23 protein-coding genes and 5 pseudogenes are annotated in these 24,206 nt (G+C 61.3%); 14 read left to right on the top strand and 14 right to left on the bottom strand.

Annotated features, from left to right (window positions below; genetic code table 11):
* The first annotated feature begins 8 nt into the window (after nt 1-8).
* The 10 genes from AC5O5I_RS13470 (at nt 9) to AC5O5I_RS13515 (ending at nt 9,860) form a co-directional block, all read left to right on the top strand.
* Complete coding sequence (locus tag AC5O5I_RS13470) at nt 9-1,148, top strand: acyl-CoA dehydrogenase family protein (RefSeq protein WP_209969823.1); 1,140 nt, start codon at nt 9-11, stop codon at nt 1,146-1,148.
* Nucleotides 1,149-1,169: 21 nt separating this feature from the next.
* On the top strand, nt 1,170-2,075 hold the full coding sequence (locus AC5O5I_RS13475) for an SDR family NAD(P)-dependent oxidoreductase (RefSeq protein ID WP_209965985.1): 906 nt from the start codon (nt 1,170-1,172) through the stop codon (nt 2,073-2,075).
* A 22-nt stretch (nt 2,076-2,097) separates the two neighbouring features.
* The gene (locus AC5O5I_RS13480; RefSeq protein WP_209965987.1) at nt 2,098-3,264 is read left to right on the top strand and encodes an acyl-CoA dehydrogenase family protein; all 1,167 of its coding nucleotides are present in this window, start codon (nt 2,098-2,100) and stop codon (nt 3,262-3,264) included.
* A 10-nt stretch (nt 3,265-3,274) separates the two neighbouring features.
* The gene (locus AC5O5I_RS13485; protein WP_209965989.1) at nt 3,275-4,120 is read left to right on the top strand and encodes an HTD2 family dehydratase; all 846 of its coding nucleotides are present in this window, start codon (nt 3,275-3,277) and stop codon (nt 4,118-4,120) included.
* Nucleotides 4,114-4,941 carry an HpcH/HpaI aldolase/citrate lyase family protein gene (locus AC5O5I_RS13490; RefSeq protein ID WP_245355143.1) on the top strand — a complete coding sequence of 276 codons (828 nt, stop codon included), beginning with the start codon at nt 4,114-4,116 and terminating at the stop codon, nt 4,939-4,941. The genes AC5O5I_RS13485 and AC5O5I_RS13490 overlap by 7 nt, the downstream gene beginning before the upstream one ends.
* Nucleotides 4,938-5,687, top strand: a complete 750-nt coding sequence (locus AC5O5I_RS13495) for an electron transfer flavoprotein subunit beta/FixA family protein (protein WP_209965991.1) — start codon at nt 4,938-4,940, stop codon at nt 5,685-5,687. The genes AC5O5I_RS13490 and AC5O5I_RS13495 overlap by 4 nt, the downstream gene beginning before the upstream one ends.
* The gene (locus AC5O5I_RS13500; RefSeq protein WP_209965993.1) at nt 5,687-6,616 is read left to right on the top strand and encodes an electron transfer flavoprotein subunit alpha/FixB family protein; all 930 of its coding nucleotides are present in this window, start codon (nt 5,687-5,689) and stop codon (nt 6,614-6,616) included. Before AC5O5I_RS13495 ends, AC5O5I_RS13500 begins: the two co-directional genes overlap by 1 nt.
* Nucleotides 6,617-6,628: 12 nt before the next feature.
* Nucleotides 6,629-7,825: an acetyl-CoA C-acetyltransferase gene (locus AC5O5I_RS13505; protein ID WP_209965995.1), complete on the top strand. Its 1,197-nt coding sequence runs from the start codon at nt 6,629-6,631 to the stop codon at nt 7,823-7,825.
* A 13-nt stretch (nt 7,826-7,838) separates the two neighbouring features.
* Nucleotides 7,839-9,074 carry an acetyl-CoA hydrolase/transferase family protein gene (locus AC5O5I_RS13510; RefSeq protein WP_209965997.1) on the top strand — a complete coding sequence of 412 codons (1,236 nt, stop codon included), beginning with the start codon at nt 7,839-7,841 and terminating at the stop codon, nt 9,072-9,074.
* A 222-nt stretch (nt 9,075-9,296) separates the two neighbouring features.
* Nucleotides 9,297-9,860, top strand: a complete 564-nt coding sequence (locus AC5O5I_RS13515) for a TetR/AcrR family transcriptional regulator (RefSeq protein ID WP_494512702.1) — start codon at nt 9,297-9,299, stop codon at nt 9,858-9,860.
* A gap of 47 nt (nt 9,861-9,907) precedes the next feature.
* Here the strand turns inward: AC5O5I_RS13515 and AC5O5I_RS13520 are convergent, their stop codons facing one another.
* The 7 genes and pseudogenes from AC5O5I_RS13520 to AC5O5I_RS13550 form a co-directional block, all read right to left on the bottom strand.
* Nucleotides 9,908-10,309, bottom strand: coding sequence for a YybH family protein (locus tag AC5O5I_RS13520; RefSeq protein WP_209966002.1), 402 nt, complete (start codon nt 10,307-10,309; stop codon nt 9,908-9,910).
* A pseudogene (locus AC5O5I_RS13525) lies at nt 10,306-11,380 on the bottom strand (CaiB/BaiF CoA transferase family protein). Before AC5O5I_RS13525 ends, AC5O5I_RS13520 begins: the two are co-directional and overlap by 4 nt.
* A 114-nt stretch (nt 11,381-11,494) precedes the next feature.
* Nucleotides 11,495-12,733, bottom strand: a complete 1,239-nt coding sequence (locus AC5O5I_RS13530; RefSeq protein ID WP_209966004.1) for a CaiB/BaiF CoA transferase family protein — start codon at nt 12,731-12,733, stop codon at nt 11,495-11,497.
* A 67-nt stretch (nt 12,734-12,800) separates the two neighbouring features.
* The gene (locus tag AC5O5I_RS13535) at nt 12,801-13,967 is read right to left on the bottom strand and encodes an acyl-CoA dehydrogenase family protein (RefSeq protein ID WP_209966006.1); all 1,167 of its coding nucleotides are present in this window, start codon (nt 13,965-13,967) and stop codon (nt 12,801-12,803) included.
* 13 nt (nt 13,968-13,980) lie between these two features.
* The gene (locus tag AC5O5I_RS13540; RefSeq protein ID WP_209966008.1) at nt 13,981-14,442 is read right to left on the bottom strand and encodes a MaoC family dehydratase; all 462 of its coding nucleotides are present in this window, start codon (nt 14,440-14,442) and stop codon (nt 13,981-13,983) included.
* 13 nt (nt 14,443-14,455) lie between these two features.
* The gene (locus tag AC5O5I_RS13545) at nt 14,456-15,346 is read right to left on the bottom strand and encodes an HpcH/HpaI aldolase/citrate lyase family protein (protein WP_209966010.1); all 891 of its coding nucleotides are present in this window, start codon (nt 15,344-15,346) and stop codon (nt 14,456-14,458) included.
* 464 nt (nt 15,347-15,810) lie between these two features.
* Nucleotides 15,811-16,110, bottom strand: a pseudogene (locus tag AC5O5I_RS13550) (SDR family NAD(P)-dependent oxidoreductase); the annotation flags it as partial.
* A gap of 205 nt (nt 16,111-16,315) precedes the next feature.
* Here AC5O5I_RS13550 and AC5O5I_RS13555 point away from each other — a divergent pair.
* Nucleotides 16,316-17,029 (top strand): MFS transporter, encoded by a 714-nt coding sequence (locus tag AC5O5I_RS13555; protein ID WP_494512703.1) that lies wholly within the window; start codon nt 16,316-16,318, stop codon nt 17,027-17,029.
* Here the strand turns inward: AC5O5I_RS13555 and AC5O5I_RS13560 are convergent.
* Nucleotides 16,968-17,312 (bottom strand): annotated as a pseudogene (locus AC5O5I_RS13560) (LysR family transcriptional regulator); the annotation flags it as partial. The gene AC5O5I_RS13555 and the pseudogene AC5O5I_RS13560 sit on opposite strands and share 62 nt — an antisense overlap.
* A gap of 225 nt (nt 17,313-17,537) precedes the next feature.
* On the opposite strand from AC5O5I_RS13560, the gene AC5O5I_RS13565 reads away from it, so the two are divergent.
* Genes AC5O5I_RS13565 through AC5O5I_RS13575 form a run of 3 tightly spaced genes read left to right on the top strand, consistent with a single transcriptional unit; the run spans nt 17,538 to nt 18,342 of the window.
* Nucleotides 17,538-17,831 (top strand): alpha/beta hydrolase, encoded by a 294-nt coding sequence (locus AC5O5I_RS13565; protein WP_245355141.1) that lies wholly within the window; start codon nt 17,538-17,540, stop codon nt 17,829-17,831.
* A 5-nt stretch (nt 17,832-17,836) separates the two neighbouring features.
* Nucleotides 17,837-18,190 (top strand): hypothetical protein, encoded by a 354-nt coding sequence (locus tag AC5O5I_RS13570; protein ID WP_245355538.1) that lies wholly within the window; start codon nt 17,837-17,839, stop codon nt 18,188-18,190.
* The gene (locus AC5O5I_RS13575; RefSeq protein ID WP_241792080.1) at nt 18,187-18,342 is read left to right on the top strand and encodes a hypothetical protein; all 156 of its coding nucleotides are present in this window, start codon (nt 18,187-18,189) and stop codon (nt 18,340-18,342) included. Before AC5O5I_RS13570 ends, AC5O5I_RS13575 begins: the two co-directional genes overlap by 4 nt.
* Before the next feature lie 442 nt (nt 18,343-18,784).
* Here AC5O5I_RS13575 and AC5O5I_RS13580 read toward each other — a convergent pair.
* The 6 genes and pseudogenes from AC5O5I_RS13580 to AC5O5I_RS13605 form a co-directional block, all read right to left on the bottom strand.
* A pseudogene (locus tag AC5O5I_RS13580) lies at nt 18,785-18,988 on the bottom strand (methyl-accepting chemotaxis protein); the annotation flags it as partial.
* Between the two features lie 84 nt (nt 18,989-19,072).
* A pseudogene (locus tag AC5O5I_RS13585) lies at nt 19,073-20,050 on the bottom strand (PAS domain-containing protein); the annotation flags it as partial.
* Between the two features lie 628 nt (nt 20,051-20,678).
* Nucleotides 20,679-20,996 (bottom strand): hypothetical protein, encoded by a 318-nt coding sequence (locus AC5O5I_RS13590; RefSeq protein WP_494512704.1) that lies wholly within the window; start codon nt 20,994-20,996, stop codon nt 20,679-20,681.
* Nucleotides 20,986-21,285 carry an AAA family ATPase gene (locus tag AC5O5I_RS13595; RefSeq protein WP_209966019.1) on the bottom strand — a complete coding sequence of 100 codons (300 nt, stop codon included), beginning with the start codon at nt 21,283-21,285 and terminating at the stop codon, nt 20,986-20,988. Before AC5O5I_RS13595 ends, AC5O5I_RS13590 begins: the two co-directional genes overlap by 11 nt.
* A gap of 365 nt (nt 21,286-21,650) precedes the next feature.
* Nucleotides 21,651-23,162, bottom strand: a complete 1,512-nt coding sequence (locus tag AC5O5I_RS13600) for an aldehyde dehydrogenase (protein WP_209966021.1) — start codon at nt 23,160-23,162, stop codon at nt 21,651-21,653.
* A 64-nt stretch (nt 23,163-23,226) separates the two neighbouring features.
* Nucleotides 23,227-24,189 carry a PDR/VanB family oxidoreductase gene (locus tag AC5O5I_RS13605; protein ID WP_209966023.1) on the bottom strand — a complete coding sequence of 321 codons (963 nt, stop codon included), beginning with the start codon at nt 24,187-24,189 and terminating at the stop codon, nt 23,227-23,229.
* Between the last annotated feature and the right edge of the window lie 17 nt (nt 24,190-24,206).

Raw genomic sequence — 24,206 nt, forward strand, 5'->3', positions numbered from 1 at the left:
CACCACAACTGCCCGATTTCAACGCCCTGAGCGACGATGCCTTCCGCCAAGCCGTACGCGAATTCCTGCATGCGCACTTTCCCGAAGCGCTGCGCGACTTACCCAAACGCCTGCATTGGGAAGAGGTCAAGGACTGGTACATGACCCTCTCCGAGCACGGCTGGCTTTGCCCGGGCTGGCCCCGTGAGTTCGGTGGCATGGGCCTGTCGGCGGCCAAGCAGCTGATCTATACCGAGGAATTCGAGAACCACGGCGTGGCCCGTACCCCGGACCACGGCATCATGTTGCTCGGCCCGCTGCTGATCCGCTACGGCTCACCCGAGCAACAGCAGTACTTCCTGCCGCGCATCCTTTCCGGCGAGCACATCTGGTGCCAGGGCTACAGCGAGCCCAACGCTGGCTCCGACCTGGCCAGCCTGCGCACAGAAGCGGTGCTCGACGATGACGAATGGGTAGTCAACGGCCAGAAAATCTGGACCACCCTGGCCACCGACGCCGACTGGATCTTCCTGCTGGTGCGCACCGACAAGACGGCGAAGAAGCAGGAGGGCATCAGCTTCCTGCTGGTGCCGATGGACAGCCCCGGCGTGACCGTGCGGCCGGTCCTCAACCTGGACCTGCACGACGAGCTCTGCGAGGTGTTCTTCGACGATGTGCGCGTGCCCAAGGCCAACCTGGTTGGCGAAATGAATGCTGGCTGGACCATGGCTAAGGCGCTGCTGGGCTTCGAGCGCATCTTCCTCGGCTCGCCCAAGCAGTCGGCCAATGCCCTGACCCGCCTGGAAGTGCTCGGCGAGCACTTGGGCCTTCACGACGAGCCGGGTTTCCGCGACCGCCTGACCCGCCTGCGCCTGGACCTGGACGACCACAAGCTGCTGTTCGAGACCTTCGCCGAGCGCCTGCGCCGGGGCGAGAACCTGGGCGCCGACGTGTCGCTGCTCAAGGTGCACCAGACCGAGCTATTCCAGCGCATCACCGACTACATGCTGGAGATCGCCGGGGAATACGCCGCCTATCTGGAGCCGATCGAGGGCAACGGCAACCTGAACCCCACCGGCCTGTTCCTCCAGGCGCGCCCCGCGACCATCTACGGCGGCAGCTCGGAGATCCAGCGCAACATCCTGGCCAAAGCGATGCTCGGCCTGTAACCGATCGACGGAGAGAACGACATGCTCGACAACAAAGTAGTGGTGGTCACCGGTGCCGGTGGCGGCATCGGCCGGGCCATCGCCGTGGAAATGGCACGTGCCGGCGCCTCGGTGGTGATCAATGACGTGGGCGTGTCCCTGGGCGGCGAGGGCGGCTCGTCCACCCCGGCCCAGGAGACGTTGAAACTGATCGAAGGCTTCGGTGGTCGCGCGGTGATCAACACCGACAGCGTGGCCGACTGGAATGGCGCGCAGAACATCATCACCTGCGCCATGGACAGCTTTGGCCGTATCGATGGCGTTGTGAACAACGCCGGCATCATCCGCGACGTGATCTTCCACAAGATGAGTGTGGAGGATTGGCAGTCAGTGATCCAGGTGCACCTGAACGGCAGCTTCTTCGTCAGCCGTGCCGCCGCCGAGCGTTTTCGCGCACAGAGCAGCGGGGCCTTCGTGCACATGGTCAGCACTTCGGCGCTGATCGGCAACGTCGGCCAGGCCAACTACTCGGCGGCCAAGCTGGGGATGGTGGCACTGAGCAAATCCATCGCGCTGGACATGCAGCGCTTCAACGTGCGCTCCAATTGCCTGGCGCCGTTCGCCTGGAGCCGGATGACCAGCGCGATCCCCGACAGCACCCCGGAAGAAAAGGCCCGGGTCGAGCGCCTGAAGCAGATGACCCCGGAGAAGAACGCCCCGCTGGCGGTGTACCTGCTGTCGGACCAGGCCAAGGAAGTGAACGGCCAGGTGTTCACCGTGCGCCGCAACGAAATCTTCCTGATGAGCCAGAACCGCCCGGTGCGCTCGGTGCAGCAGGGCGAGGGCTGGACCGCCCAGGCCATCGCCGAGCACGGCATGCCGGCGCTGTCGGGCTCTTTCACACCGCTGCAGGTCAGCGCCGACGTGTTCTGCTGGGACCCGGTTTAACGAATTCATGAGGTCGAGTTTTATGAATGCCACACACGCCCAAGAGCGCTACCAGGACATCCGAGAGGGCGTCCGTGCCCTGTGCGGGGAGTTCCCCGCCGAATACTGGCGCAAGATCGACGAGCAGAAAGGGTTCCCGGAAGCCTTCGTCACGGCCATGACCGAGGCAGGCTGGCTGTCGGCGATGATCCCGGAAGAGTACGGCGGCTCGGGCCTGGGCCTCGCCGAGGCGTCGGTGATCCTGGAGGAAGTCAATCACTGCGGCGGCAACTCCGGCACCATCCATGGGCAGATGTACAACATGTTCACCCTGCTGCGTAACGGCAGCGAGGAGCAGAAGCGCTATTACCTGCCAAAGCTGGCCAGCGGTGAGCTGCGCTTGCAGTCGATGGGCGTGACCGAGCCGACCACCGGCACCGACACCACCAAGATCAAGACCACCGCCGTGCGCCAGGGCGACAAGTACGTCATCAATGGGCAGAAGGTGTGGATCTCCCGGGTGCAGCACTCGGACCTGATGATCCTGCTGGCCCGCACCACGCCGTTGGCGGAGGTGAAGAAGAAGGTCGATGGCATGTCGATCTTCCTGGTCGACCTGCGCGAGGCCATCGGCAATGGCCTGACGGTCCAGCCGATCGCCAACTTGGTGAACCACGAGACCAACGAGCTGTTCTTCGACAACCTGGAGATCCCCGCCAGCAGCCTGATCGGTGAGGAGGGCAAGGGCTTCCGCTACATTCTCGATGGACTCAATGCGGAGCGCACGCTGATCGCCGCCGAATGCATCGGCGATGGTCGCTGGTTCGTCGAAAAGGCCAGTGCCTATGCCCGCGATCGTGTCGTCTTTGGCCGCCCGATTGGGCAGAACCAAGGTGTGCAATTCCCCATCGCCGAAGCCCATATCGAGATCGAGGCCGCCGACCTGATGCGCTGGCGCGCCTGCGAGGAGTACGACAGTGGCCGCAATGCCGGCGCGGCGGCCAACATGGCCAAGTACCTGGCGGCCAAGGCCAGCTGGGAGGCGGCCAACGCCTGCCTGCAGACCCACGGTGGCTTCGGCTTCGCCAACGAGTACGACGTGGAGCGCAAGTTCCGCGAGACCCGCCTGTACCAGGTGGCGCCGATCTCCACCAACCTGATTCTCAGCTACGTCGCCGAGCATTTGCTGGGCATGCCCCGTTCCTACTGAGGCAATGGTCATGAGCGATAACGATCTGGGCCAATTGCAAGAGTGGCTGGGCCGCCAGGAGCGCTGCGAGGCGATGATCACGCCGCAGATGCTCGAGGCCTATCGGGCTACCCTGGCGCCACATCTGTGGGAGGCTGAAGGGTTCGCGCCGCCTGGCCTGCATTGGTGCCTGGCACCGAGCCCGGCCGCCGCCAGCATGGATGAGCTGGGCGAGGACGGCCACCCTCGACGCGGCGGCTTCCTGCCGCCGGTGCTGTTGCCGAGGCGCATGTGGGCGGGCGGTGAGGTACAGACCTTCGCACCGCTGCCCATCGGCAAACCGATCCAGCGGCTGTCGACCATCCGCGACATTCGCTTCAAGGAGGGGCGCAGCGGCAAGCTGTGCTTCGTGACCGTCGAGCACGAGTTGTCCTGTGACGGCACGCTGGCCGTCCGTGAGCGCCAGGAAATTGTCTACCGTGCGCCGGCCGCGGCAGGTACTGCGCCTGCGGGTGGGCCGCAGCGTGTGGGTGAGCTTGAGCATTGGGTCGAGACCCCACCGACCTTGCTGATGCGCTATTCGGCGCTGACCTTCAACGCCCATCGCATACATTACGACCTGCCCTACGCCACGGAAGTGGAGGGTTACCAAGGGTTGGTGGTGCACGGGCCGTTGCAGGCCAGCCTGTTGTTCAACCTGGCGGCCCGGCACGCGGGGCACGTGCCCGCACGTTTCGCCTATCGCGGCCAGGTGCCATTGATTGCCGGGCGCGTGTTTCGCGCGGCGGTGTCCTGGCAAACCCAAGGCGACACGCTGCAGGCCTGGACCCAGGATGCCGATGGCAACCTGAACATGGAGGCCAGCGCATCATGTTGAGTGACTTCCAGGCGCCCCTGGCGCCGTTGTTCGTGCCGGGCGACCGCCCTGAGCGTTTTGCCAAGGCCGCCGCCAGCGGCACCGATGCGGTGATCCTTGACTTGGAGGATGCTGTGGCGGCGGGCAACCGTGCTGCTGCCCGGGACGCCGTGGCCAACCATGGCATCGACGTTGTGCCGGTGATCATCCGCATCAACTCGACCACCAGCGCTGATTTTCAGGCCGACCTGACTGCGCTGCGCGAGGCGCGTTTCGATGCCTTGATGCTGGCCAAAGCCGAGACGGCCGCGGACATCCGTCTGGTGCATGCCTTGCTGGCTCGGCAAGTGCCCGTGATCGCCTTGGTGGAGACCGCCGCCGCCTTTGAAGATTTGGCCTGGCTGCTGCGTGAGCCCGGCGTGGTGCAGGCCGCGTTCGGCTCGCTGGACCTGGCCCTGGACCTGGGCTGCCAGCCGAGCTGGGAGGCGCTGACGTATTTTCGCAGTGCGCTGGTGTTGCAGTCGCGACTGGCTGGCCTCTCGGCCCCGCTCGATGGCGTCACGCCAAGTTTTGACGACCCCACCCTGGTGCACCACGACGCCCTGAGGGCCAGCAACCTGGGCTTCGGCGGCAAGCTGGCGATCCACCCAAAACAGGTGGCGCCGATCACCGAAGCGCTGTTACCCGATGCCCAATCGGTGAACTGGGCCCGTCGGGTCCTGGAGGCCGTGCATAACGGCGGCGCCGTGCAAGTTGACGGAGCGATGGTCGATCGCCCGTTGATCGAGCGGGCCCGCCGCATTCTTTCCCGTTCCAGCTCTGTTGGAGAATCCCAAGCATGAAAGTCCTCGTAGCAGTCAAGCGCGTGGTCGATTTCAACGTGAAGGTCCGCGTCAAGGCGGACCAGTCCGGCGTTGAGCTGACCAGCGTGAAAATGGCCCTGAACCCCTTCTGCGAGATCGCCGTGGAAGAAGCCGTCCGGCTCAAGGAGCAAGGCATCGCCACTGAAGTGGTGGTGGTGAGTGTCGGCTCGAACGCTGCCCAGGAGCAACTGCGCACGGCCTTGGCCCTGGGGGCCGATCGCGCCATCCTGGTCGAAACCGACGTCGAGCTGGGCTCGTTGGCCATTGCCAAGGCGCTCAAGGCCATCGTCGACAAGGAACAACCACAGCTGGTGATCCTTGGCAAGCAAGCCATCGACAGTGACAACAACCAGACTGGCCAGATGCTGGCTGCGCTGACCGGCTATGCCCAGGGCACCTTCGCTTCCAAGGTTGAAGTGGCGGGCGACAAGCTGAATGTCACCCGCGAAATCGATGGTGGCCTGCAGACCGTTTCGCTGAACCTGCCGGCGATCGTCACCACCGACCTGCGCCTGAACGAGCCGCGCTATGCGTCGCTGCCGAACATCATGAAGGCGAAGAAGAAGCCGCTGGAGACCTTGGCACCAGAGGCGCTGGGCGTGTCCACCACCTCTACCACCAAGACCCTGAAAGTCGAAGCTCCGGCTGCTCGCAGCGCGGGCATCAAGGTCAAGACGGTGGCTGAACTGGTCGAAAAACTGAAGAACGAAGCGAAGGTGATCTGATGGCTATCCTGGTTGTTGCTGAACACTCCAATGGCGCCCTGGCCGCCGCCACCCTCAACACCATCACCGCCGCGGCACAGATTGGTGGCGACATCACCGTGCTGGTCGCTGGTGCGAACGTTGGCGCTGTTGCCGAAGCTGCGGCGCAGGTCGTGGGCGTGACCAAGGTCCTGCTTGCCGACAATGCGGCCTATGCCCACCAACTGCCGGAAAACATCGCCCCGCTGGTGGTATCCCTGGCCAGCGAGTACAGCCATGTGCTGGCCCCGGCCACCACCAACGGCAAGAACTACCTGCCACGGGTGGCGGCGCAGCTGGATGTGGACCAGATCTCCGAGATCATCGAGGTGGTCAACGCGGACACTTTCAAACGCCCGATCTACGCCGGTAACGCCATCGCCACTGTGCAATCCAGTGCCCCGGTGAAGGTGTTGACCGTGCGTGCCACCGGTTTCGATGCTGCCAACGCCGAAGGTGGTAAGGCCAGCGTCGAGGTGATGAGCAGTGCGTTCGATGCGCAGGTATCCGCTTTCGTCGGTGAAGCCCTGGCCAAATCAGACCGTCCGGAGTTGACGGCCGCCAAGATCGTGGTGTCCGGCGGGCGTGGCATGCAGAACGGCGACAACTTCAGCTTGCTGTATAGCCTCGCCGACAAGCTCGGTGCCGCTGTCGGTGCTTCGCGCGCTGCGGTTGACGCAGGCTTCGTGCCTAACGACATGCAGGTCGGCCAGACCGGCAAGATCGTCGCCCCGCAGCTGTACATCGCCGTCGGTATCTCCGGCGCGATCCAGCACCTGGCGGGCATGAAGGACTCCAAGGTGATCGTGGCGATCAACAAGGACGAAGAAGCGCCGATCTTCCAAGTCGCCGACTACGGCTTGGTGGGCGACCTGTTCGAGTTGGTCCCGCAACTGCAAGACGCGCTCTGAGGAGAGGCAACGATGAGAAGAGCAGCGATCGTGGCACCGCGCCGAACCGCGGTTGGGACATTTGGCGGCAGCCTGCGCGGCGTGCCAGTGGAGCGCCTGGGCGCGGAGGTGGTCAAAGCCATCCTGGCGCAAACCAGGCTGGACCCTGAGCGTATCGATGATGTGGTGTTCGCCCAGTCCTATGCCAACTCCGAAACTCCCTGCGTGGGCCGCTGGATTGCCCTGGAGGCGGGGCTGCCGGTGAGCGTGCCGGGCATGCAGCTGGACCGCCGTTGTGGCGGTGGCCTGCAGGCCCTGGTCAGCGCCGCGATGATGGTGCAGACCGGCGCCGCCGACGTGGTACTCGCCGGTGGCGTAGAGAGCATGAGCAACATCGAGTACTACAGCACTGACATGCGCTGGGGCTCCAAGGCCGGCTCCGTGACGCTGCACGACCGCCTGGATCGGGGCCGCGAGCGTTCGCAGCCGGAGCACCGCTTCGGCCGTATCTCGGGAATGATCGAGACCGCCGAGAACCTGGCCCGCGAGTACGGCATCAGCCGTGAGGCGTCCGACGCTTATGCCGCACGCAGCCAGCAACGCGCTGCCGCCGCCTGGGAGGCCGGGCGTTTCGATGACGAGATCGTACCGGTCAGCGTGCCGCAGAAGCGCGGCGAGCCGCTTGTGGTGACCCGCGATGAGGGCGTGCGTGGTGACACCACGCTCGAAAAACTGGCCGGCCTGCGCACTCTGAGCAAGGGCGGTACCGTCACCGCCGGCAACGCCTCCCAGCAGAACGACGCCGCGGCAGCCTGCCTGGTGGTGGCCGAGGATAAGCTCGACGAGCTGGGCCTGGAGCCAATCGGCTACCTGCACAGCTGGGCGGCGGCCGGTTGCGAGCCAGCGATCATGGGCATCGGACCGGTACCGGCGGTGAACAAGCTGTTCGCCCGTACCGGGCTTGGCTTCGAGCAGATGGACCTGGTGGAGGTCAACGAGGCCTTTGCCTGCCAGGTGCTGGCGGTGCTCAAGGGTTGGGGCTGGAACGACCCGGACCGGCTCAATGTGAACGGTTCGGGCATCTCCCTGGGGCATCCGGTGGGCGCCACGGGCCTGCGCATCATGACCTCGGTGCTGCACGAGCTGCAGCGTCGCCAGGGGCGCTATGCTCTGGAGGCCATGTGTATCGGCGGTGGCCAAGGCCTAGCCGCGATCTTCGAGCGGGCCTGAGGGAGCACCTGCGATGACGGAAGCGATCAGCCTCGAAGCGCTGGACTTCTGTACCCTGATCCACCCGGGCGACCGGGCTGTGTGGGGGCAGGGCGGCGCTGAACCGACAGCGCTAACCGAACGCCTGATGGCCCAGCGTGAAAGTATTGGACGTTTCAACGTGTTCGTCGGCATGAGCCTCGGCGACAGCGTGACACCCGCCAATTCCAGGCAGGTGCGCTATCAGTCCTATTGTGGTGCCGCGCGGAACCGGTCCCTGGCCCGAGAGAAGGCGCTGGACATCCTGCCGTGCCATTACTCGCAGCTGGCCACGCTCCTGGCGCCTGTCGACGTTTTGCTGTTGCAGGTGGCCGAGGGGCCGCAAGGGTTCAGTTTCAGTATTGCCGCCGAGTACCTGGCACCGCTGGTACGCTCGGCGCGCTTGGTGATTGCGGAGGTCAATGCCCAGGCCCCGTGGACTCATGGTGAGTACCTGGACCCACGGGACATCGACCTGCTGGTACGCACCGACCGGTCTGTACTGGAGGTGCCCAGTGCGTTGGGCGGCGAAGTCGAGAAGGCCATCGCTCGGCACATTGCCGGGTTGGTGGAGGATGGTTCTACCTTGCAACTGGGCCTGGGCAGCTTGCCGGAGGCCGTGCTCGATGGCCTTCGTTCGCACCGTGACCTGGGTATCCACTCCGGCGCCATCGGTGACAAGGTTGTCGACCTGATGGAACAGGGCATCATCACCAACGCTCGCAAGAGCCGTGATGCCGGTGTCAGCGTTGGCGGCGTACTGTTCGGCGGTGAGCGCATTTACCGCTACGCTCACGACAACCCTCGCATTCACTTGCGTTCGACCGCCTATACGCACTCTCTAGATGTCCTGCGCAGCCTGGACCGGTTGGTGACCATCAATTCGGCCATCGAGGTGGACCTCACCGGCCAGGTTAACGCCGAAATCGCCGGTGGCTTGTATGTCGGTGCGGTGGGCGGCGCCATGGACTTCCAGCGCGGCGCCCATGCCTCCCGGGGGGGCCTGCCGATCATCGCCTTGCCGGCCACGGCACTGGGCGGGCGTCAGAGCCGGGTGGTCAGCAGCTTGTCGGGGCCGGTCAGCACGCCCCGTGCCGATGCCGGATTGATTGTGACGGAATATGGCGTGGCGGACCTGCGTCATTGTGACCTGCGCGAGCGGGCGCGACGCATGGTGGACATCGCCCACCCAGACTTCCGTCACTCGCTCGCCCAAGCGGCGGGGCTCTGAACTGGTTTGATGGCGGGTAAGGCAGGCGTCATTGGTTCCACGCAACCCCGTCGTCGTTTGCTTGACTCGCGGTCAGACCACCCCCGAATTCAACAAACTCCGTTTGAGCACTGGCAGGTCGACGGTTACCATCTCGCCAGTCCACCCGACCCACAGGGATGCCCGCTACAGATGGCGAGACGTCAAGCCACTCCTTCCGCTGAAGACACCCGTGAACGGCTCATGCGCCTCGCTGCCCGTGCGTTCGGTGCTCAAGGTTATACCGCCACGACCATGCGACAGATCGCCGAGCAAGCTGGTATCGAGGCCGCCAGCATCTATTACCACTTCTCGTCCAAGGAAGAGCTGGTGGATGCGGTCATGGAGCATGGTGCCGAGCGAATCGTCCGGCACATCTATCGATGCATGGATTCGCTGCCCGTCGGCGCCAGCGCCGAGGCCAGCTTCAAGGCGGCACTGGTCGGCCAGTTGACGGGGCTGGTGCAGTACGGCGACTACGCCTTCGCTCGTGGACGCTTGCATGAGCAGTTGCCGGAAAAGGTTCAGCAGCGTCAATTGCGCCGGCGCGAACGGCACCAAGCGTTCTGGGACGGGTTGCTGCATCGGCTGCGCGACGAAGGGTATCTGCGCGAGGATGTGAACCTGGCGCTGTGCCGTGTGTTCGTGCTTGGCACCATCAATTCGGCATTGAACTGGTTCGATCCGCAGAAGGGAACGGCGCAGGCGGTGGTGGAGGAGTTTTGCTCGATCTTCTTCGAGGGGGTACGGCCAAGGGCGGCGAACTAGGTTCTTTTATTAATGGATCCTGGGACGCAAAGCGCCTCCAGTCATCGTTAGCCTAGTGGTGGTGCTTCCGGCACCGGGGAAAAGTGGTGCCGCCAGATTTTCCACGCTCCGTCTTCAAGGCGCAGTACCAAGGTCGAGCGCAACAGGCTTGTCGTCTCGCGCCCATCGCTCAGGACGAAACTCATGTTTACGTGCCCTTGGGCCAACAGCAGGCCGTCGGCCGGCTGTGAAACCTCCTGGTCCAGGGCTTGTACCGCGCCCGAACGGATCACACCGTCATAGCTGGCGAAATAGGCCACGATGGCCCCACGCCCGAGGCTGTGCCCCGGGCGCCCGCCGAGCAGCCCGGCATCGGCGGTATAGCACGCGCCCAGGGCGTTGGCATCCCAGGTCGCGGCTGCGGCGCTCCACCGTTCGAGCATTTGCTCCAGCAGTCGTGTCGGTGTCATACGAAGGCTCCGTCTGCGGCATAGGCATCGATACTCGCCGCAGGCAACCACTCGGCCAGCGCCGCGCGGGCGTTTTCCAGCCTTGGTGCGGCCGGTGGCGTAGGGCGCGCAGGCGGTGTACGGGAGAACCGGGGAGCAGGGGCAGGCTGCAGGATACCCTCCACCTCGACGAAGGTTTCCCGCGCCTTGAGATGCGGGTGCTGCATAGCCTGTACAAGGTCGAAGACCGGCGAGAAACAGCAGTCGCTGCCGGCCAGCAGATGCTCCCAGTGGGCGCGAGGCTGGCTGGCGAAGCGTTGGCCCAGGGCATCACGGATCGCTGGGCAAGCGGCGCGGTCGTACTGCTCGCGCAGTATGGGCGCATTGAGTTCGAGTTTTGCCAGCAATTGCAGGTAGAACTTGCGCTCGATGGGGCCGACCGAAACGTACTGGCCCTCGGCGCAAGCGTAGACGTCGTAGAACGGAGAGCCGGAGTCCAGCAGGTTGTTGCCGCGTCCTTCGTTCATCATGCCGGCGTGCCAGAGGCCAAGCAGCACAGTCATCAACGAGCTCACGCCATCGACGATGGCCGCGTCCACGACTTGGCCCTGGCCCGAGCCGCGCGCCTCGAGAATGCCACTGAGCAGCCCGATGGCCAGGTAAAGCGAGCCGCCGGCATAGTCGCCGAGCACGTTCAGTGGAACGGTGGGCGGAGCCCCTTTGCGACCAATGGCATCGAGTACACCGGTAATGGCGATGTAGTTGATGTCATGACCGGCGCTGTGGGCCAGCGGGCCATATTGGCCCCAACCGGTCATGCGGCAGTAGACCAGCCTGGGGTTGCGTTCGAGGCACGCGTCGGGCCCCGCCCCAGGCGTTCCATCACACCCGGGTGAAAGCCCTCGATCAGGGCATCGGCACGGGCTATCAGGTCTTGTACCAGGGCCATGCCCTTGGGTCCTTGAGGTCGACGCGCACGGTCTTGCGGTTGCGCAGTACCAGGTCGTATTCCAGGGGGCAGGCCAGGCCAATATCGGGTGGGGTGACTCGGTCGATACGAATGACGGTGGCGCCAAGGTCGGCCAGCAGCATTGCGCACAGGGGGGGCCGGCCTAATATCGGCGAACTCGATGATATGTACACCTTGCAAGGGTCCCACGGTGTTCTCCTTCTAGGCCGCCGCGGCACCGGCCGCGGCGATCGTGGCTAGACGATGCCTTGCTCGCGCAGGCTGTTGATCTGCTCGGGGCTCAGGCCCAGTAGACCGGTGTAGACATCTTCATTGGCTGCGCCCAGGGCCATGGCGGGTTGGTCGAACTGCGAGGGCGTGGCGGAAAACTGGATCGGCAGCCCCATGCCCATGGCACCGGTGGGGCCGTTGTGCGGGTGCGACAGTTCGAGGATTGCGCCTCGCTCATGCAGACGGCGGTCGTCGAGCATCTGTTGTGGTGTCCGCACGGGTGCCGCCGGAACACCGCGCTTGCGGCCCAGCTCTGCAATCGCTTCGGCGCTGGTGCGCTGGCTGGTCCAGGCCTCGATGATGGCGTTTAGCTCGGTGGCATGGCGCATGCGCGGTCCGCGATGGGCGAAGCGTGGGTCATCGATCAGCTCGGGTTGGCCGAGGGCATCGAGCAGGCCGCGCATCCATTCTGGATGGAAGGCGACGATGGCGATGTGGCCGTCCCGGGTTCGGTAGACACCGAAGGGCGCCAGGCGATCATGGAAATTGCCGGAGCGCATGGGGTAGCCAGCTTGGCCCATGACGTCGAAGTGCTCTTCGGCCACCCAGGACGCCAAGCAGTCGAGCATGGACACCTGCACATGCTGGCCGACGCCTGTACGGCCACGGTGGATCAGCGCGGCGAGGATACCGTTGACCGCGTACATCGGTGCGACCATGTCAGCGATCGGCAGGCCACAACGGGTGGGTGGGCCATCGGCGAAGCCGGTGACTTCCATGATCCCGCTCAAGGCCTGGACGATGATGTCCATGCCCTTCAGGCCGGGGTAGGCGCTAGGCTCACCCATGGCCTTGATCGAGGCATAGATGATGTTCGGGTTGTGCGGGCGTACGCGTTCGTAGTCGACTCCAAGCTTGGCAGTGACACCTTCGCTGAAGTTCTCAAGGATCACATCGGCTTTCTGTGCCAGTTGCATGAATAGCGCTTTGCCCTGCTCACTCTTGAGGTCGAGGGTGATGCTTTTTTTGTTGCGCGCGCGGTTGAGGATCGACAGGGATATCTCGTCCTTGGCCGGGGCGCCGAAATTCAGGCCGTCACCGCCTAGAAAAGGGGGGTTGCTGCGGCCGATATCGCTACCGCCAGGGGATTCGATGCGGATCACTTCCGCACCCATACCGCCTAGCAGCAGCGAGGCGTAGGGCCCCGACAGCGCGACGGTCAGGTCGAGGACGCGGATACCTTCCAGAGGTCTTGTTGTTGACATTTTTGTCTCCTAGAACCGGTTTGCGATCGATGCCTAGCGGGTAACTCGGACCAGGCATCGCGCAGGCTTAGTAGGACTTCGGCAACCCGAGCTTGCGCTCGGCGATGTTCGACAGAATCAGCTGCGGCGTGACCGGGGCGATGTAGCCGATCCAGGCTTCGCGCATGAAGCGCTCGACGTGGTACTCCTTGGCATAGCCGAAACCGCCATGGGTCAGGATCGAGGTCTGGCAGGCCTGCATGCACGCCTCTGAAGCCAACAGCTTGGCGGCATTGGCTTCCGAGCCGCAGGGCTGGCCTTTGTCGTACAGGTCGGCGGCGGCGAAGATCATGTGGTTGGCCGCTTCAAGCTCGGCCCAATTGCGTGCCAGCGGGTGTTGCACGCCCTGGTTCATGCCGATCTGACGACCGAAAACCACACGTTCCTTGGCGTACTGGGTGGCCAGTTTGAGCACAGCGCGGCCAATGCCGACCTGCTCTGCGGAAACCAGCACACGTTCGGCGTTCATACCATGGAAGATATAGCTCAGGCCTTTACCTTCCTCGCCGATCAGCGCGTCCTTGGATATCGGCATGTTGTCGATGAACAGTTCGTTGGTGTCGACGGCAGCGCGGCCGAGCTTGTCGATCTCGCGGATGTCGACGTAGTTGTGGTCCAGCTTGGTGTAGAACAGGCTCAGGCCTTCGCTGTGCTTCTTGACCTCTTCGATCGGCGTGGTGCGCGCCAGGATCAGCATGTGGTCGGCCACCTGGGCGGTGGAAATGAACACTTTCTTGCCGGAGAGGATGTAGTTGCCATCGGCCTGTTTCTTGGCGACGCAGCGCAGCTTGGTGGTGTCCAGGCCCGTGTCCGGTTCGGTGACCGCGAAGCACGCCTTGTGCTCGCCACGGGCGAACGGTGGCAACCAGGCTTCTTTCTGCGCCTCGGTCCCGAAGTGCACAACCGGTTGCAGGCCGAAGATGTTCATGTGAATGGTCGAGGCCGCGGCCTGGCCACCACACTCGGCGACTGTGCGCATGAACAAGGCTGCCTCGGTCACGCCCAGATTTGCACCGCCGACGTTTTCGGGCATGCAGATCCCCAGCCAGCCATCGCGGGCGACGGCTTCGAAGAATTCGTGGGGGAACTCGTGATTCTTGTCTTTGTTACGCCAGTATTCAAGCGGGAAGTTGGCGCAGATTTTCTCTGCGGCATCGACAATGGCTCGTTGGTCCGCTGTAAGTTGGTAATCCATGGCGGGTTCTCCCTCAAGCCTGCGCGGTCGGGCGCAGCATCATCAGGCCAGTGCGAACGGCGGTGCAGACGACTTCATCGCGCTGGTTCCTGGCCACGTGCTTGAAGGTGACGATGCCGGAGTCGTTGCGGCTCTTGGAGAGGCGGGTATCGACGATCTCGGTCTGCACACGGATGGTATCTCCGTGGAAGGTTGGCTTGGGGAAGGCGATCTCGCCAAAGCCGAGGTTGCCTAGGGTTGTGCCCAGGGTGGTCTCGTACACGGTGATGCCGGCTACCAGGGCTAGCAAGAACATGCTGTTGACCAGGCGCTGGCCATAGAAAGTGTTGGCGCTGTATTCGGCATCGATGTGGAGCGGCGCGCAATTGTAGGTCATGGCCGAGAACAGGATGTTGTCGGTCTCGGTCACGGTGCGGCGAATGGCATGTTCGATCACCATCCCTGGTTTGAAGTCTTCGAAGTAAAGTCCGGCCATTTTCATGTTCTCCTTAATTGTTGAAGGCTCGAGCGAGTTCGAGGACTTCGCGGGCGGTCTTGGCGTGGGCGATGTCGATGTGCTCGCCGTCGTAGATGCACGAGGCGCGGCCTTCAGACTGGGCTTTTTCCAGCGCGTCGATCATGCCCTGGTAGAAGGCCACTTCTTCCTCGGTGGGGCTGTAGGTGCGGTTAACGATCTCGATGTTGGACGGGTGCAGCACCAGTTCACCGCTCATGCCCAACTGACGGTCGTTGGCCGAAGACACTTTGAGGCCCTCAAGGTCGTGGACCTGCTGCCAGACACCGCCGATCGGCAGCTTGCCGGCAGCGCGGGCAGCCATGACGATGCGCGACTTGAGGTATTGGGTCTCGCGGCCTTCCAGTGACCACACGGTCTTCAGGGCGCGGGCCACATCGGCGTTCTTGGCGGTTGCCCCGACGATGGCCGGCACGCGCTCGTGTTGGGCGATTTCATACGCCAGCTGCAGCGAGCGGGCGGTTTCCAGCAGTGGGATGACCAAGGTATGACCGATCGGGACACCCGCGCGGTACTCGGCCTCGGCCAGCATAGAGGAAACGGTGTGGATGTCCTCAGGGCCGCATGGCTTGGAGATGACAATACCTTCGATCAGCGGGCTGACAACGGCGAGGATGTCGTCGAAGTCGTATAGGTGAGCGCTACGGTTGATACGCACCCATATACGTTGTTTCTGTTGGGCCAGCCAGCCGATCTTGGATTTGACGATACCGCGGGCCTCGACCTTCAGGTCCGCTGGCACGCTGTCCTCTAGGTCGAGGATCAGCGCATCGGCCTTGGCGCCGGCCGCCTTCTCGATCATGTTCGGCTTGTTGCCGGGCACGAACATCATCGAGCGAATCGGTTTGAGGGGAGTGGAAGCCATCGTGCGAGTACTCCTTCTTGTTTTGCTGGTTAGCCTAACGATAGTTAGATTGATTGGCGGAACTTGCCTGGAATCCAGCATGTATCCGTGAGCTGACCCGCGCCAAGCGGGGTGGCGGAATATTTCCGTACTTTGAAATTCACCATTGAGATCATTGCTGCGCAGTGCCTTCGGAGCGCCAAAGAACGGAACAGAGGCATGTTGCGCCTTGTCAGGGAGTTTGCAGGAGGGCAGGCTGCCTAACATCTGTAAGATTACTGCCGTGCGGGCAGGCTAGAAGGACTCTGCGTAGGCGCTTGTCCGATACCCCACAGCCTACGCAGCACTGGCCGGGCGGGCGGGGCTTGTGCTGGCCGGGGACAGCTGGGGCGATCCAGCGGGGCCGCTGGTGATCCTGTTACACGGCGGGGGCAACCCCGTCATGCCTGGGGCGCCACCGGTGCACTGCTCGCTGCTGCCGGTTGTCATGCAGTGGCCCTGGATGTTCGAGGGCATGGCGATTCGCAGTGGAGCCCTCCAGTGGCGATTACAGCACTGACGCCATGGTGCAGGACCTCAAAGCGGTCATCGCCAGTCATGGCGACCCCGAGCCGGTGCTCATCGGGGCCGAGCGCCTTGAGCCAAGCTGCGGTTTCGCTCGCAGCGTCACCGTCACGGTCGGACACGATCACCAAGGCTCCATCTTCGGCCAGGCGCTGAGCGATCGCGCGACCGATACCCCGTGCAGCGCCGGTAACCAGCGCGACTTGTCCTGCAAGTGGTTTCATCAGATGGATCTCAATGCCGAGGGTTTGTATGCGCCGACATTAGAAGCGGCCTTGGCGCGGCAGGGTGAGGTATCAACCCCGTGTTCCGGTATCCGGAACCTTGTCGATGACGCACTTGAACTGGCGTGAGGAATGGATGATGCAGCGACCTACTGCAAGACCCCTCATGGTGAGTTTCGTGGGTACCTGCGCTATCGCAGGCTTGAACCTGGCCTCGATGTTCTCCGCACGACTGGTGGTGCCTCTGGTGGCCTTGTCGATGGGGGCCAGTGCGCTGTTCGCGGGTGTGACGGCGGCCATGTTCACAATGGTGCCGAAGTTTGCCAGCCTCGGTTTCGGCAGATGGTTAGATCGCACTGGCACCTTGTGGCCCATGACCTTTGCCGCCAGCCTAGCCGTCATCACGGCCTTGGTGTTCACATTGACGCCGCACCTGTTCGCTTTACCGGTGGTGGCCGGCCTGGCTGGTGCAGGTGGCGTGTTTGCGCACATGGCCGCCACTCAGGCGATCGGCGTTGTCGAGGATGTGGCGCATCGGACACGTGACTTGGGTTACCTGGTTCTGGGGTACTCACTGTTCCAGTTCTCCGGGCCGCTGATTGTCGGGGCGACGTATCAGTACCTGGGCAGTACTGCGGCCATGTTGGCGCTGGGAGCGTTCTCGCTCATTTCCCTGGTGGTACTGGCCCTGGGTTGGCATATGTTCCTGCACGAAAACCGGCAAGCGCCGACGGCCAAATCGGCCCGGCCAACTCGGTTGCTGTTGGCACATGCCGAACTGCGTACCTGGATCCTGATCAGTAGTGTGTTCGTCGCAGCACATTCGATTTACCCGTTCGTGTTGTCGCTGCATATCAGCCAGGTGGGCCTGGGGGCGCTCGAAGCGGGATGGATCCTGGGGGCATCGCGTCGTTGAGCATCAGCTCCAGCCGCAGGTTTGGCCAACGGGTCATTAGTTCGCCCATGTGTGGCTCCAGCAAGGTTCTTGCAGCGATGCGCGAAGTGTTTATGCGGATCAGACCAGTCGGTTCGAACTGGGTTTCACCCAGTTCGGAAACTGCGACATCGATGGTGCGCAACGCGGGGACGATGGCATCGAACAGGCGCTGCCCCTCTTCGGTCAGCGACATGTCCCGTGTCGAGCGGTGCAGCAGCCTGACATTCAACTGCTGCTCCAGTGCCTTGAGGTGTTGGAAGAGTGCCGCGCGTGACTTGTCCGTCTATATCGCAGCCTTGGTGAAGCTGCGATTACGCGCAATGTGAACGAACTAGGCCAGTGCGGCAAGAAGAGAGGGAGGAACCGTCATATTGTTAATTAATCCTGACGACTGATGTAATGATCGGCATGTTTTACATGCTAATTGCTTGGTTGCGAAAGGTCATCGATTTCGTTTAACGCCTCATTCCAAAGCAGGAGGAGCCCCATGCGCAACGTCAGCATCACTTACCTCAACGGCCAAGGCATCACCCTGGCAGCGGTCATCCACGAACCGGCAGGGTTCGACGAAGGAAAGCATTACCCAGTGGTTGTCATCGCACCAGGCGGTGACGTGAAGGAGCAGACGGCTGGCCTTTATGCTCGCAAGCTGGCTGAGCAAGGCTTGCTGGCTATCGCCTTCGATGACTCGTACCAGGGCGCAAGCACCGGCTTGCCGCGCGCCAACTGGAGAACCCTTACATCCACACCGAAGATATCAGCGCTGTCATCGACTACCTGACTACGCTGCCCTATGTCGACCCACAGCGTATCGGCGCCATGGGGATCTGTGCCGGTGGTGGCTACAGCGTCAACGCGGCGATCAACGGCCGTCGTATCAGGGCCGTGCCGACGGTCAGTGCCGTGAACATCGGCCAGACGTTCCGCAATGGCTGGGAAAACACCGTCAAGGACGCGGACGCCGTGGGCCACATCGAGTTCGGCTCGAACGCTCGCACCGCCGATCCCAGCAAGTCCGAGTTGGCAACATTGCCGCTGGCCCCGATGCGAGAGGAAGATGCCCCCAACGCTGAACTGCGCGAGGCTGGGAGTACTACCACACGCCTCGCTGCGAACACCCCAACGCGCCTGGCTTCATGACCGCACGCAGCCTGACCCAAATCATCACTTATGATGCTTACAACAAGGCCGAAGCCTTCCTGACCCGACCCATTCTCGCCGTAGCCGGCAGTGTGGCTGGCAGCAAATGGATGAGTGATGACATGCTGGCCCGTGCTGCGAGCCTGGGTTAGCGACTCCACGTCCTCGAGGGTGCTAACCACATGTCATTGTACGACGTACCGAAATATGTGGATGAGGCCGTTTCTGTGCTGGCACCATCCTTCAAGGACACGCCGTAAGGCTTAGTTTGCAGTGCATGGTGGAGTGTATAACCGGTTTTGGTCTGGACCGCCGAGGTGGTGGTGTCGAGCACTTGCCACTCTGGCGCTAGGAATTGAATGTACTTTAGGGGGGCTTTTCGGTATGTGCAGAGAAGCTGGTGGAGTGCTTTTCCAGATAGCCAGAAGCGCAACCAATCAGCGTCAGAAATTCTGATGTCCAAACTGCTGTTTTCATACGCGCCTGTCTTTTTCCTCTACGGATGGGTGGGAATGAGTCCGCCCTAGTACACGCTGCTGGAAATTGCCAGAAAAATGCATCTCGCTAGGTTGTCTAACGCTGTTCGTCTGCACTCATCATCGCTTTGGCTAGGCGTGTCGCCTCGGTAGTGCGGATAGCCAAAGTACGTACTTCATCGGCAACAACGGCAAAGCCCCTCCCGTATTCACCCGCGCGAGCGGCTTCTATGGCAGCGTTGAGGGCTAACAAGTTGGTCTGGGTCGCGATTCCCTCGATCGAGCTGACAATCGTGTTTATCTTTTGCAGGTTGCCTTGCAGGAATTCATGCTGAAGCGCTTGCAGCCGTCGAAGCTCGGACTCTTCATGCTCATCTTGCGCATCAACCAGCGACCCCACCACACGTAGAAGTAAACCGCTGCAGTTGCGCTGGGCTATACCTCGTGCGCGAAACCAGCGGTAGTCGCCATTTTTTAATTTCAACCGATAAGACAAGTCGAGTGGGGCGGTCGCATTGATATCCGCCATGTAAGCAGCAAATGACTCGAAGGTGTTGCCCTGGTCATCCGGATGAAGGCGGGATGACCAGGTCTCTAGCCGTTCGGGAAACGCTTCGACATTTTCGAAACCCAGTAGGCGAATGAACTGAGGTGACCACCACAACGTATTTCTGGGATTGAGGAGGTCACCTTCCACTACCTGCATCTCCCAGAGGGCGTCACGGATGGCTTCAAGCGAAAGTTCGAAGCGCAGCTCGCTAGCCGCCAGCGCATGGCATTGTTGTTTGCTCTGCGTAATGTCCCGCAGGACACAGATGACATGGGATGACAGCGATGAATCATTGCTTGCGCCCAGGTAGCCTTTGAACCAGCCGTACTCATCCATTCTGGTGCGTATCCGACATTCAAATACTTGGGGCACGGTGTCTACCTTGCCGTAAACCAAGCTCTCCACAGGGGCGCCATCATCTGGGTGTACTAGGGCAAGGAGCTCACTTAAACGGGCCGGCACATTAGGTCGTAAAAGACCGGCGAGTGAGGCCGAGAGCGATATAGAGGTATTTGAACTCAGTTCCCTTTGCCCAAGCGATTCCCAAAAGTACTCCCCCGAGCAGGAGGCCAGCAGTTCAAAACGGGCTCTATCGCGATCATGCGCTGCCTGAAGGGAAACCAGATGTTCGGAGAGTTTTTTAATTTCTTGCTCCTGATATATTTTCTCTTCTGTCAGCGCACTGAATTGTTCTTTAAGATTGACCAGCGCTCGATCAGCGTGTTGCGCAAGCCCTCGGATCGAGTGTGGCAAGACAGTGTTTGCCGAGCATGCGGCGTGGATGACATGAAGCAGTGTCTTCCTGACTGCCCGCGCGGTGGAAAAGAGGAGCATCGGATTACCTCGGTTATAACAACAGTGTTGAAATTGTAGTGACGCTCGTGCTGTGCAGCTACGCGCTGAGTCAACCGTTCCGCAAAGTGGAAGGTGTCGACAGTTGTGCTAACAACGCTGTGGTTTTGTCCTGCATCACCCTGTGCAACACTGGGATCGTCATCGTGCAATGTGGGACTCGAAGCGTAGCTGGGCCTTTGATCTTCTGAGGTCTTCTCGAGGAGGCTGGCGACTGTGCTCATGAATCTAGGTACCTATTTGCCTAGGTCACTACTTCTACCACCTGATATCCCCAGTTCGAGCCTTTCGTGGCTCGTTATTGTCATTTGTACCGCATTCGACGGTATCCAACAGAAATGAGAATCCTGCAACGGAGAATCGGTAGTTGCAAGCGAGAAGGTTCACTGGAAATGAGAGGCTCGGCGCATCAAGGGCTGAGAATTACCTCATGGTGTCGCTAGAATCGAGAGTCACTAGCATGAACACGATCGTAATCACAAATTCTGCGGCTGCCGACCTTCTTCACCGATCGCTGCTGCGCTGGAGATCGGGGGTATGGTCATCGGAGTGTTGTGCCATGTAATCTAGTGGTGCGGATAGTAACGATGAAAATTTTGGTTGGTATAAATCAATTGATCATTACACGTTTAATTCGCCTCGGCGGCTCACTGTCCTTGTGGCTCAGTTGCATGCTGTTGGTGCTGGGTGGTTGATCCCAACGATGGCACAAACGATTTTCTGAGAGTGCCGAAAGGTGGAGCAGCAGCACTACATCCGAGGTGTAGAGGAACGAGCGTCCCGCGAGATCGATAGGGTCCGTGAGGAGAGCAAGGGCCTGACGGGTCAACTCAAAGAGGCTAATAAACGTCTGCTGGCTGCGCAACAGCTGCTGCAATCGGTGCATGCTGAGCTGGGCGAGGCTCGCGAGCAGCGCGCTACCGCTCAAGCTCAGGTACACGTCCTGCGGGATCAGGTGGAGCTAGCCCGTGTGGCGGACAAGCCATGCTTTTGCTTGCAGGTAGGCCATGCCCCTCGCGTTGCTTTACTCGCGCAGGCCAGGAGCAAGGTCGCCAGGGCCAGGGCCAAATCACCTTGTTCGCCCCCAGTCGCTCACTAACTCTGACCGCAACGCTGACTAGTTGCAATGCATTAGGATCGGCCAACCCGATATCGTCCCAGGCGACGGCAAGCAGGCGCCGACGCAGATAACGACGATATACGCCTCCCTGTAACATACGGCAATACGGCACATCCAATACAGAGCGGCGGATGGGCTCGACCCCCGCGGCGACTTATGCGGTGCGGAAACTCGGTTAGTCGGATGCTGGGTGCCTTGGTGATCATAAGGTTATTCACCCCATATTTGTCGCCGATTAACACCCTGATTGCGGCGTAGGTGCTGGCAGCGGGGTTGTACGTAATCATTCCGCTGATCAAGGATTTGCTGTTGCTATATTTTCTGAGTGGGTGTGTCGGTCATGATGTGGGCGTTAATCGTTGGTCTTCATCGTCGTCATGACGCTGTTCAGCAGGGGCTAGGCGCAAGGTATAGAAAGCACGGAAGCACCGTGGCCGCCGTGCATGTTTACAATCGGGCTTCTCAGTCCGCGTAGAGATCAGGAAATTTACCTGTCTTACTGATCACGGTCGTGCAGGTTTCCAGGTAGGGTTCAAGGGCATTGATCCCGTTCTCCCGGCCCCAGCCACTACTCTTGACCCCCCCGTAAGGCGTCGACCAGCGCAGGAACGAATAAGTGTTGACCCACACCGTGCCTGCTTCTATGCGACTCGACACCCGGTGAGCTCTGCCCAGGTCCTGAGTCCAGACTCCGGCTGTCAAACCGTAGATGGTGTCGTTGGCGATGGCGATGGCTTCTTCCTCATCATCAAAAGGAATCAGGCATGCCACCGGACCAAATATTTCCTCGCGGGCAACGCGCATTTGATTGGTGACGTCGGCGAATACCGTTGGCTCTACAAAATAACCCGAGGCCAGTTCAGGTGTGCTAACACGTTTGCCACCGGTCACCAGCCTTGCTCCCTCTTGTTGAGCGACAGCGATATACGAAAGGGTTTTCTTCAACTGCGCCTCGTTGGATTGCGGCCCCATATGCACATCTTCCCGAGACGGCAGGCCGACGCGAACACATTTTGCTCGCTCACGGAAGGCCTCGACTACGCGCTCATAGATTGAGCGCTCGACCAGCACACGCGACCCCAACGCACAACTTTGCCCTGTCAGACGCCACGCAGAGGCCGTTGCAGCATTAATCGCGCTTTCGATATCCGCGTCCGCGAAAATGATGTGTGGGGCTTTGCCACCCAGCTCAAAGGAAAATCTTTTTAGATTCTCGGAACCGTCGCGCAGCATGCGTTTAGCGGTAGAGCCTTCACCTGTAAACGAAATTTTGTTCACATCGGGATGCTGGACCAGATGCGCGCCGGCCACAGTTCCCAGGCCTGGCACTACATTGAAAACACCCGGAGGGAAGCCCGCCTCATGTACCAGTCGCGCAAGCAGCAGTGCTGATACCGGCGTCTGCTCGGCTGGTTTGACAACTACTGTACAGCCGGCTGCGAGGGCAGCGCCCACTTTGAGACAGGTGGAAAGCATCGGCGCATTCCAAGGGATGATGGCACCCACTACACCAATGGGTACACGGGTGGTAAAGGCATGCACGCTGTCGTCAATCGGAATAGTTGTACCCTGAGTTTTATCTGCCAGCGAGGCGAACCATTGGTACCACTGGACCTGCGCTGCCAGGCTATTGCGATGATCTCGCACAGGGTTGCCGTTGTCCCTGGACTCGATGATAGCCAGGTCTTCTGTCGCGGCACTGAACAGATCGGCCAGCCGACGAATCAGGGCAGCGCGTTCATGCCCAGGCATTTTGCCCCATGGTCCCTTGAGGGCTGTGCGCGCCGCTAGCACGGCACGATCGATGTCCTGGATGCCTCCAATAGGTGCAACTGCCCAGGGTTTCCCGGATGCAGGGTCGATCGTCTCTATATAGCCGCCATCCAGTGGTGTAACCCACTCGCCATTGATGTAGAGGTGTTCGTAGCGCTGCAAAGTTGTTTCTTGGGGTGTGACTGAAAATTGGACCGCCATGTGTAACTCCAATTGATTGATGCTTGTGACACTACCTGCCAGGTGCCGCTGCTTAGGGCTCACTCTAGAGATCCAGCACCAGCCGTGCTGATTTGGCCCGAGAACAGCACGGCAGGAATTGATCGTTTGCCTCTTGCTCCTGTTCGCTGAGGTAAACGTCAAAGTGGTCCGGCTCGCCGGCTAGGACACGGGTCAGGCAACTGCCGCATACCCCTTGCTCACAAGACGTTTCCACCGTGATTCCGGCGTTGGCTAAGGCCTGGACAGCGGATTGATCTGGCTCGACGACGATCACCTTGCCAGTACTGGCGATCTCGATCTCAAAACGCTCGTTCTCGGTGGGCCGCCGTTGCTCGGCGGCAAAGAACTCGTAATGCAGTTGAGATTCCGGCCAACCTAGCTCGCGGGCCGTGGTCAATACGACATCCATGAAACCTTTGGGGCCGCAGACATAAAGGTGGGTGCCTGCCTGTGGCGACTCCAGCAGGGCTCCTAGATCGAGTCGAGGTGTGCGTGCCTCGTCGTCAAAATATAGGTGAGTGTGGGGTATGAAGTCGGAATGAGTCACGCGCCCTAGAAACGCCGTGCGCGCTCGCGATCGCGTGCAGTAATGCAGGTTGAACGTTGAACCTATTTTAGCCAAGCGTTCCGCCATGCACAGGATTGGGGTGACGCCGATGCCGCCGGCCAGCAGCACGCTGTGACTCGCATCGTCGGCCAAAGGGAAATGATTTCTGGGTGTACTGATGGTCAACTCATCGCCGACATTTACATACGCGTGCAGACTCGACGAGCCACCCCGTGAATGGTGATCACGAAGTACGCAAATCAAATAGCTGAGGGGCGCGTCACCCGCGTTGCATAACGAATACTGGCGCGTTGGCCCACCCGGTATCTGCACATCGATATGCGAGCCGGCCGAGAAGGGGGGAAGTGGGGTGGCGGTGGTGGACACCAATTCGAAGCTGCAGATATCCTCGGCTTCGGTGCGTTTTGCCGCTACGCGAACCTTCAAACGGTCTGGCATGGTCCTACCTCGTTCTT

This window comes from Pseudomonas sp. 9_2_1 (assembly GCF_059295275.1).

What these genes read in the sequence shown, in the direction of transcription:
- AC5O5I_RS13475 (WP_209965985.1), top strand. Translation starts at nt 1,170, where the DNA reads ATGCTCGACAACAAAGTAGTGGTGGTCACCGGTGCCGGTGGCGGCATC.
- AC5O5I_RS13480 (WP_209965987.1), top strand. Translation starts at nt 2,098, where the DNA reads ATGAATGCCACACACGCCCAAGAGCGCTACCAGGACATCCGAGAGGGC.
- AC5O5I_RS13485 (WP_209965989.1), top strand. Translation starts at nt 3,275, where the DNA reads ATGAGCGATAACGATCTGGGCCAATTGCAAGAGTGGCTGGGCCGCCAG.
- AC5O5I_RS13490 (WP_245355143.1), top strand. Translation starts at nt 4,114, where the DNA reads ATGTTGAGTGACTTCCAGGCGCCCCTGGCGCCGTTGTTCGTGCCGGGC.
- AC5O5I_RS13495 (WP_209965991.1), top strand. Translation starts at nt 4,938, where the DNA reads ATGAAAGTCCTCGTAGCAGTCAAGCGCGTGGTCGATTTCAACGTGAAG.
- AC5O5I_RS13500 (WP_209965993.1), top strand. Translation starts at nt 5,687, where the DNA reads ATGGCTATCCTGGTTGTTGCTGAACACTCCAATGGCGCCCTGGCCGCC.
- AC5O5I_RS13505 (WP_209965995.1), top strand. Translation starts at nt 6,629, where the DNA reads ATGAGAAGAGCAGCGATCGTGGCACCGCGCCGAACCGCGGTTGGGACA.
- AC5O5I_RS13510 (WP_209965997.1), top strand. Translation starts at nt 7,839, where the DNA reads ATGACGGAAGCGATCAGCCTCGAAGCGCTGGACTTCTGTACCCTGATC.
- AC5O5I_RS13515 (WP_494512702.1), top strand. Translation starts at nt 9,297, where the DNA reads ATGCGCCTCGCTGCCCGTGCGTTCGGTGCTCAAGGTTATACCGCCACG.
- AC5O5I_RS13520 (WP_209966002.1), bottom strand. Translation starts at nt 10,309, where the DNA reads ATGACACCGACACGACTGCTGGAGCAAATGCTCGAACGGTGGAGCGCC.
- AC5O5I_RS13530 (WP_209966004.1), bottom strand. Translation starts at nt 12,733, where the DNA reads ATGTCAACAACAAGACCTCTGGAAGGTATCCGCGTCCTCGACCTGACC.
- AC5O5I_RS13535 (WP_209966006.1), bottom strand. Translation starts at nt 13,967, where the DNA reads ATGGATTACCAACTTACAGCGGACCAACGAGCCATTGTCGATGCCGCA.
- AC5O5I_RS13540 (WP_209966008.1), bottom strand. Translation starts at nt 14,442, where the DNA reads ATGGCCGGACTTTACTTCGAAGACTTCAAACCAGGGATGGTGATCGAA.
- AC5O5I_RS13545 (WP_209966010.1), bottom strand. Translation starts at nt 15,346, where the DNA reads ATGGCTTCCACTCCCCTCAAACCGATTCGCTCGATGATGTTCGTGCCC.
- AC5O5I_RS13565 (WP_245355141.1), top strand. Translation starts at nt 17,538, where the DNA reads ATGCGCAACGTCAGCATCACTTACCTCAACGGCCAAGGCATCACCCTG.
- AC5O5I_RS13575 (WP_241792080.1), top strand. Translation starts at nt 18,187, where the DNA reads ATGACCGCACGCAGCCTGACCCAAATCATCACTTATGATGCTTACAAC.
- AC5O5I_RS13595 (WP_209966019.1), bottom strand. Translation starts at nt 21,285, where the DNA reads ATGTTACAGGGAGGCGTATATCGTCGTTATCTGCGTCGGCGCCTGCTT.
- AC5O5I_RS13600 (WP_209966021.1), bottom strand. Translation starts at nt 23,162, where the DNA reads ATGGCGGTCCAATTTTCAGTCACACCCCAAGAAACAACTTTGCAGCGC.
- AC5O5I_RS13605 (WP_209966023.1), bottom strand. Translation starts at nt 24,189, where the DNA reads ATGCCAGACCGTTTGAAGGTTCGCGTAGCGGCAAAACGCACCGAAGCC.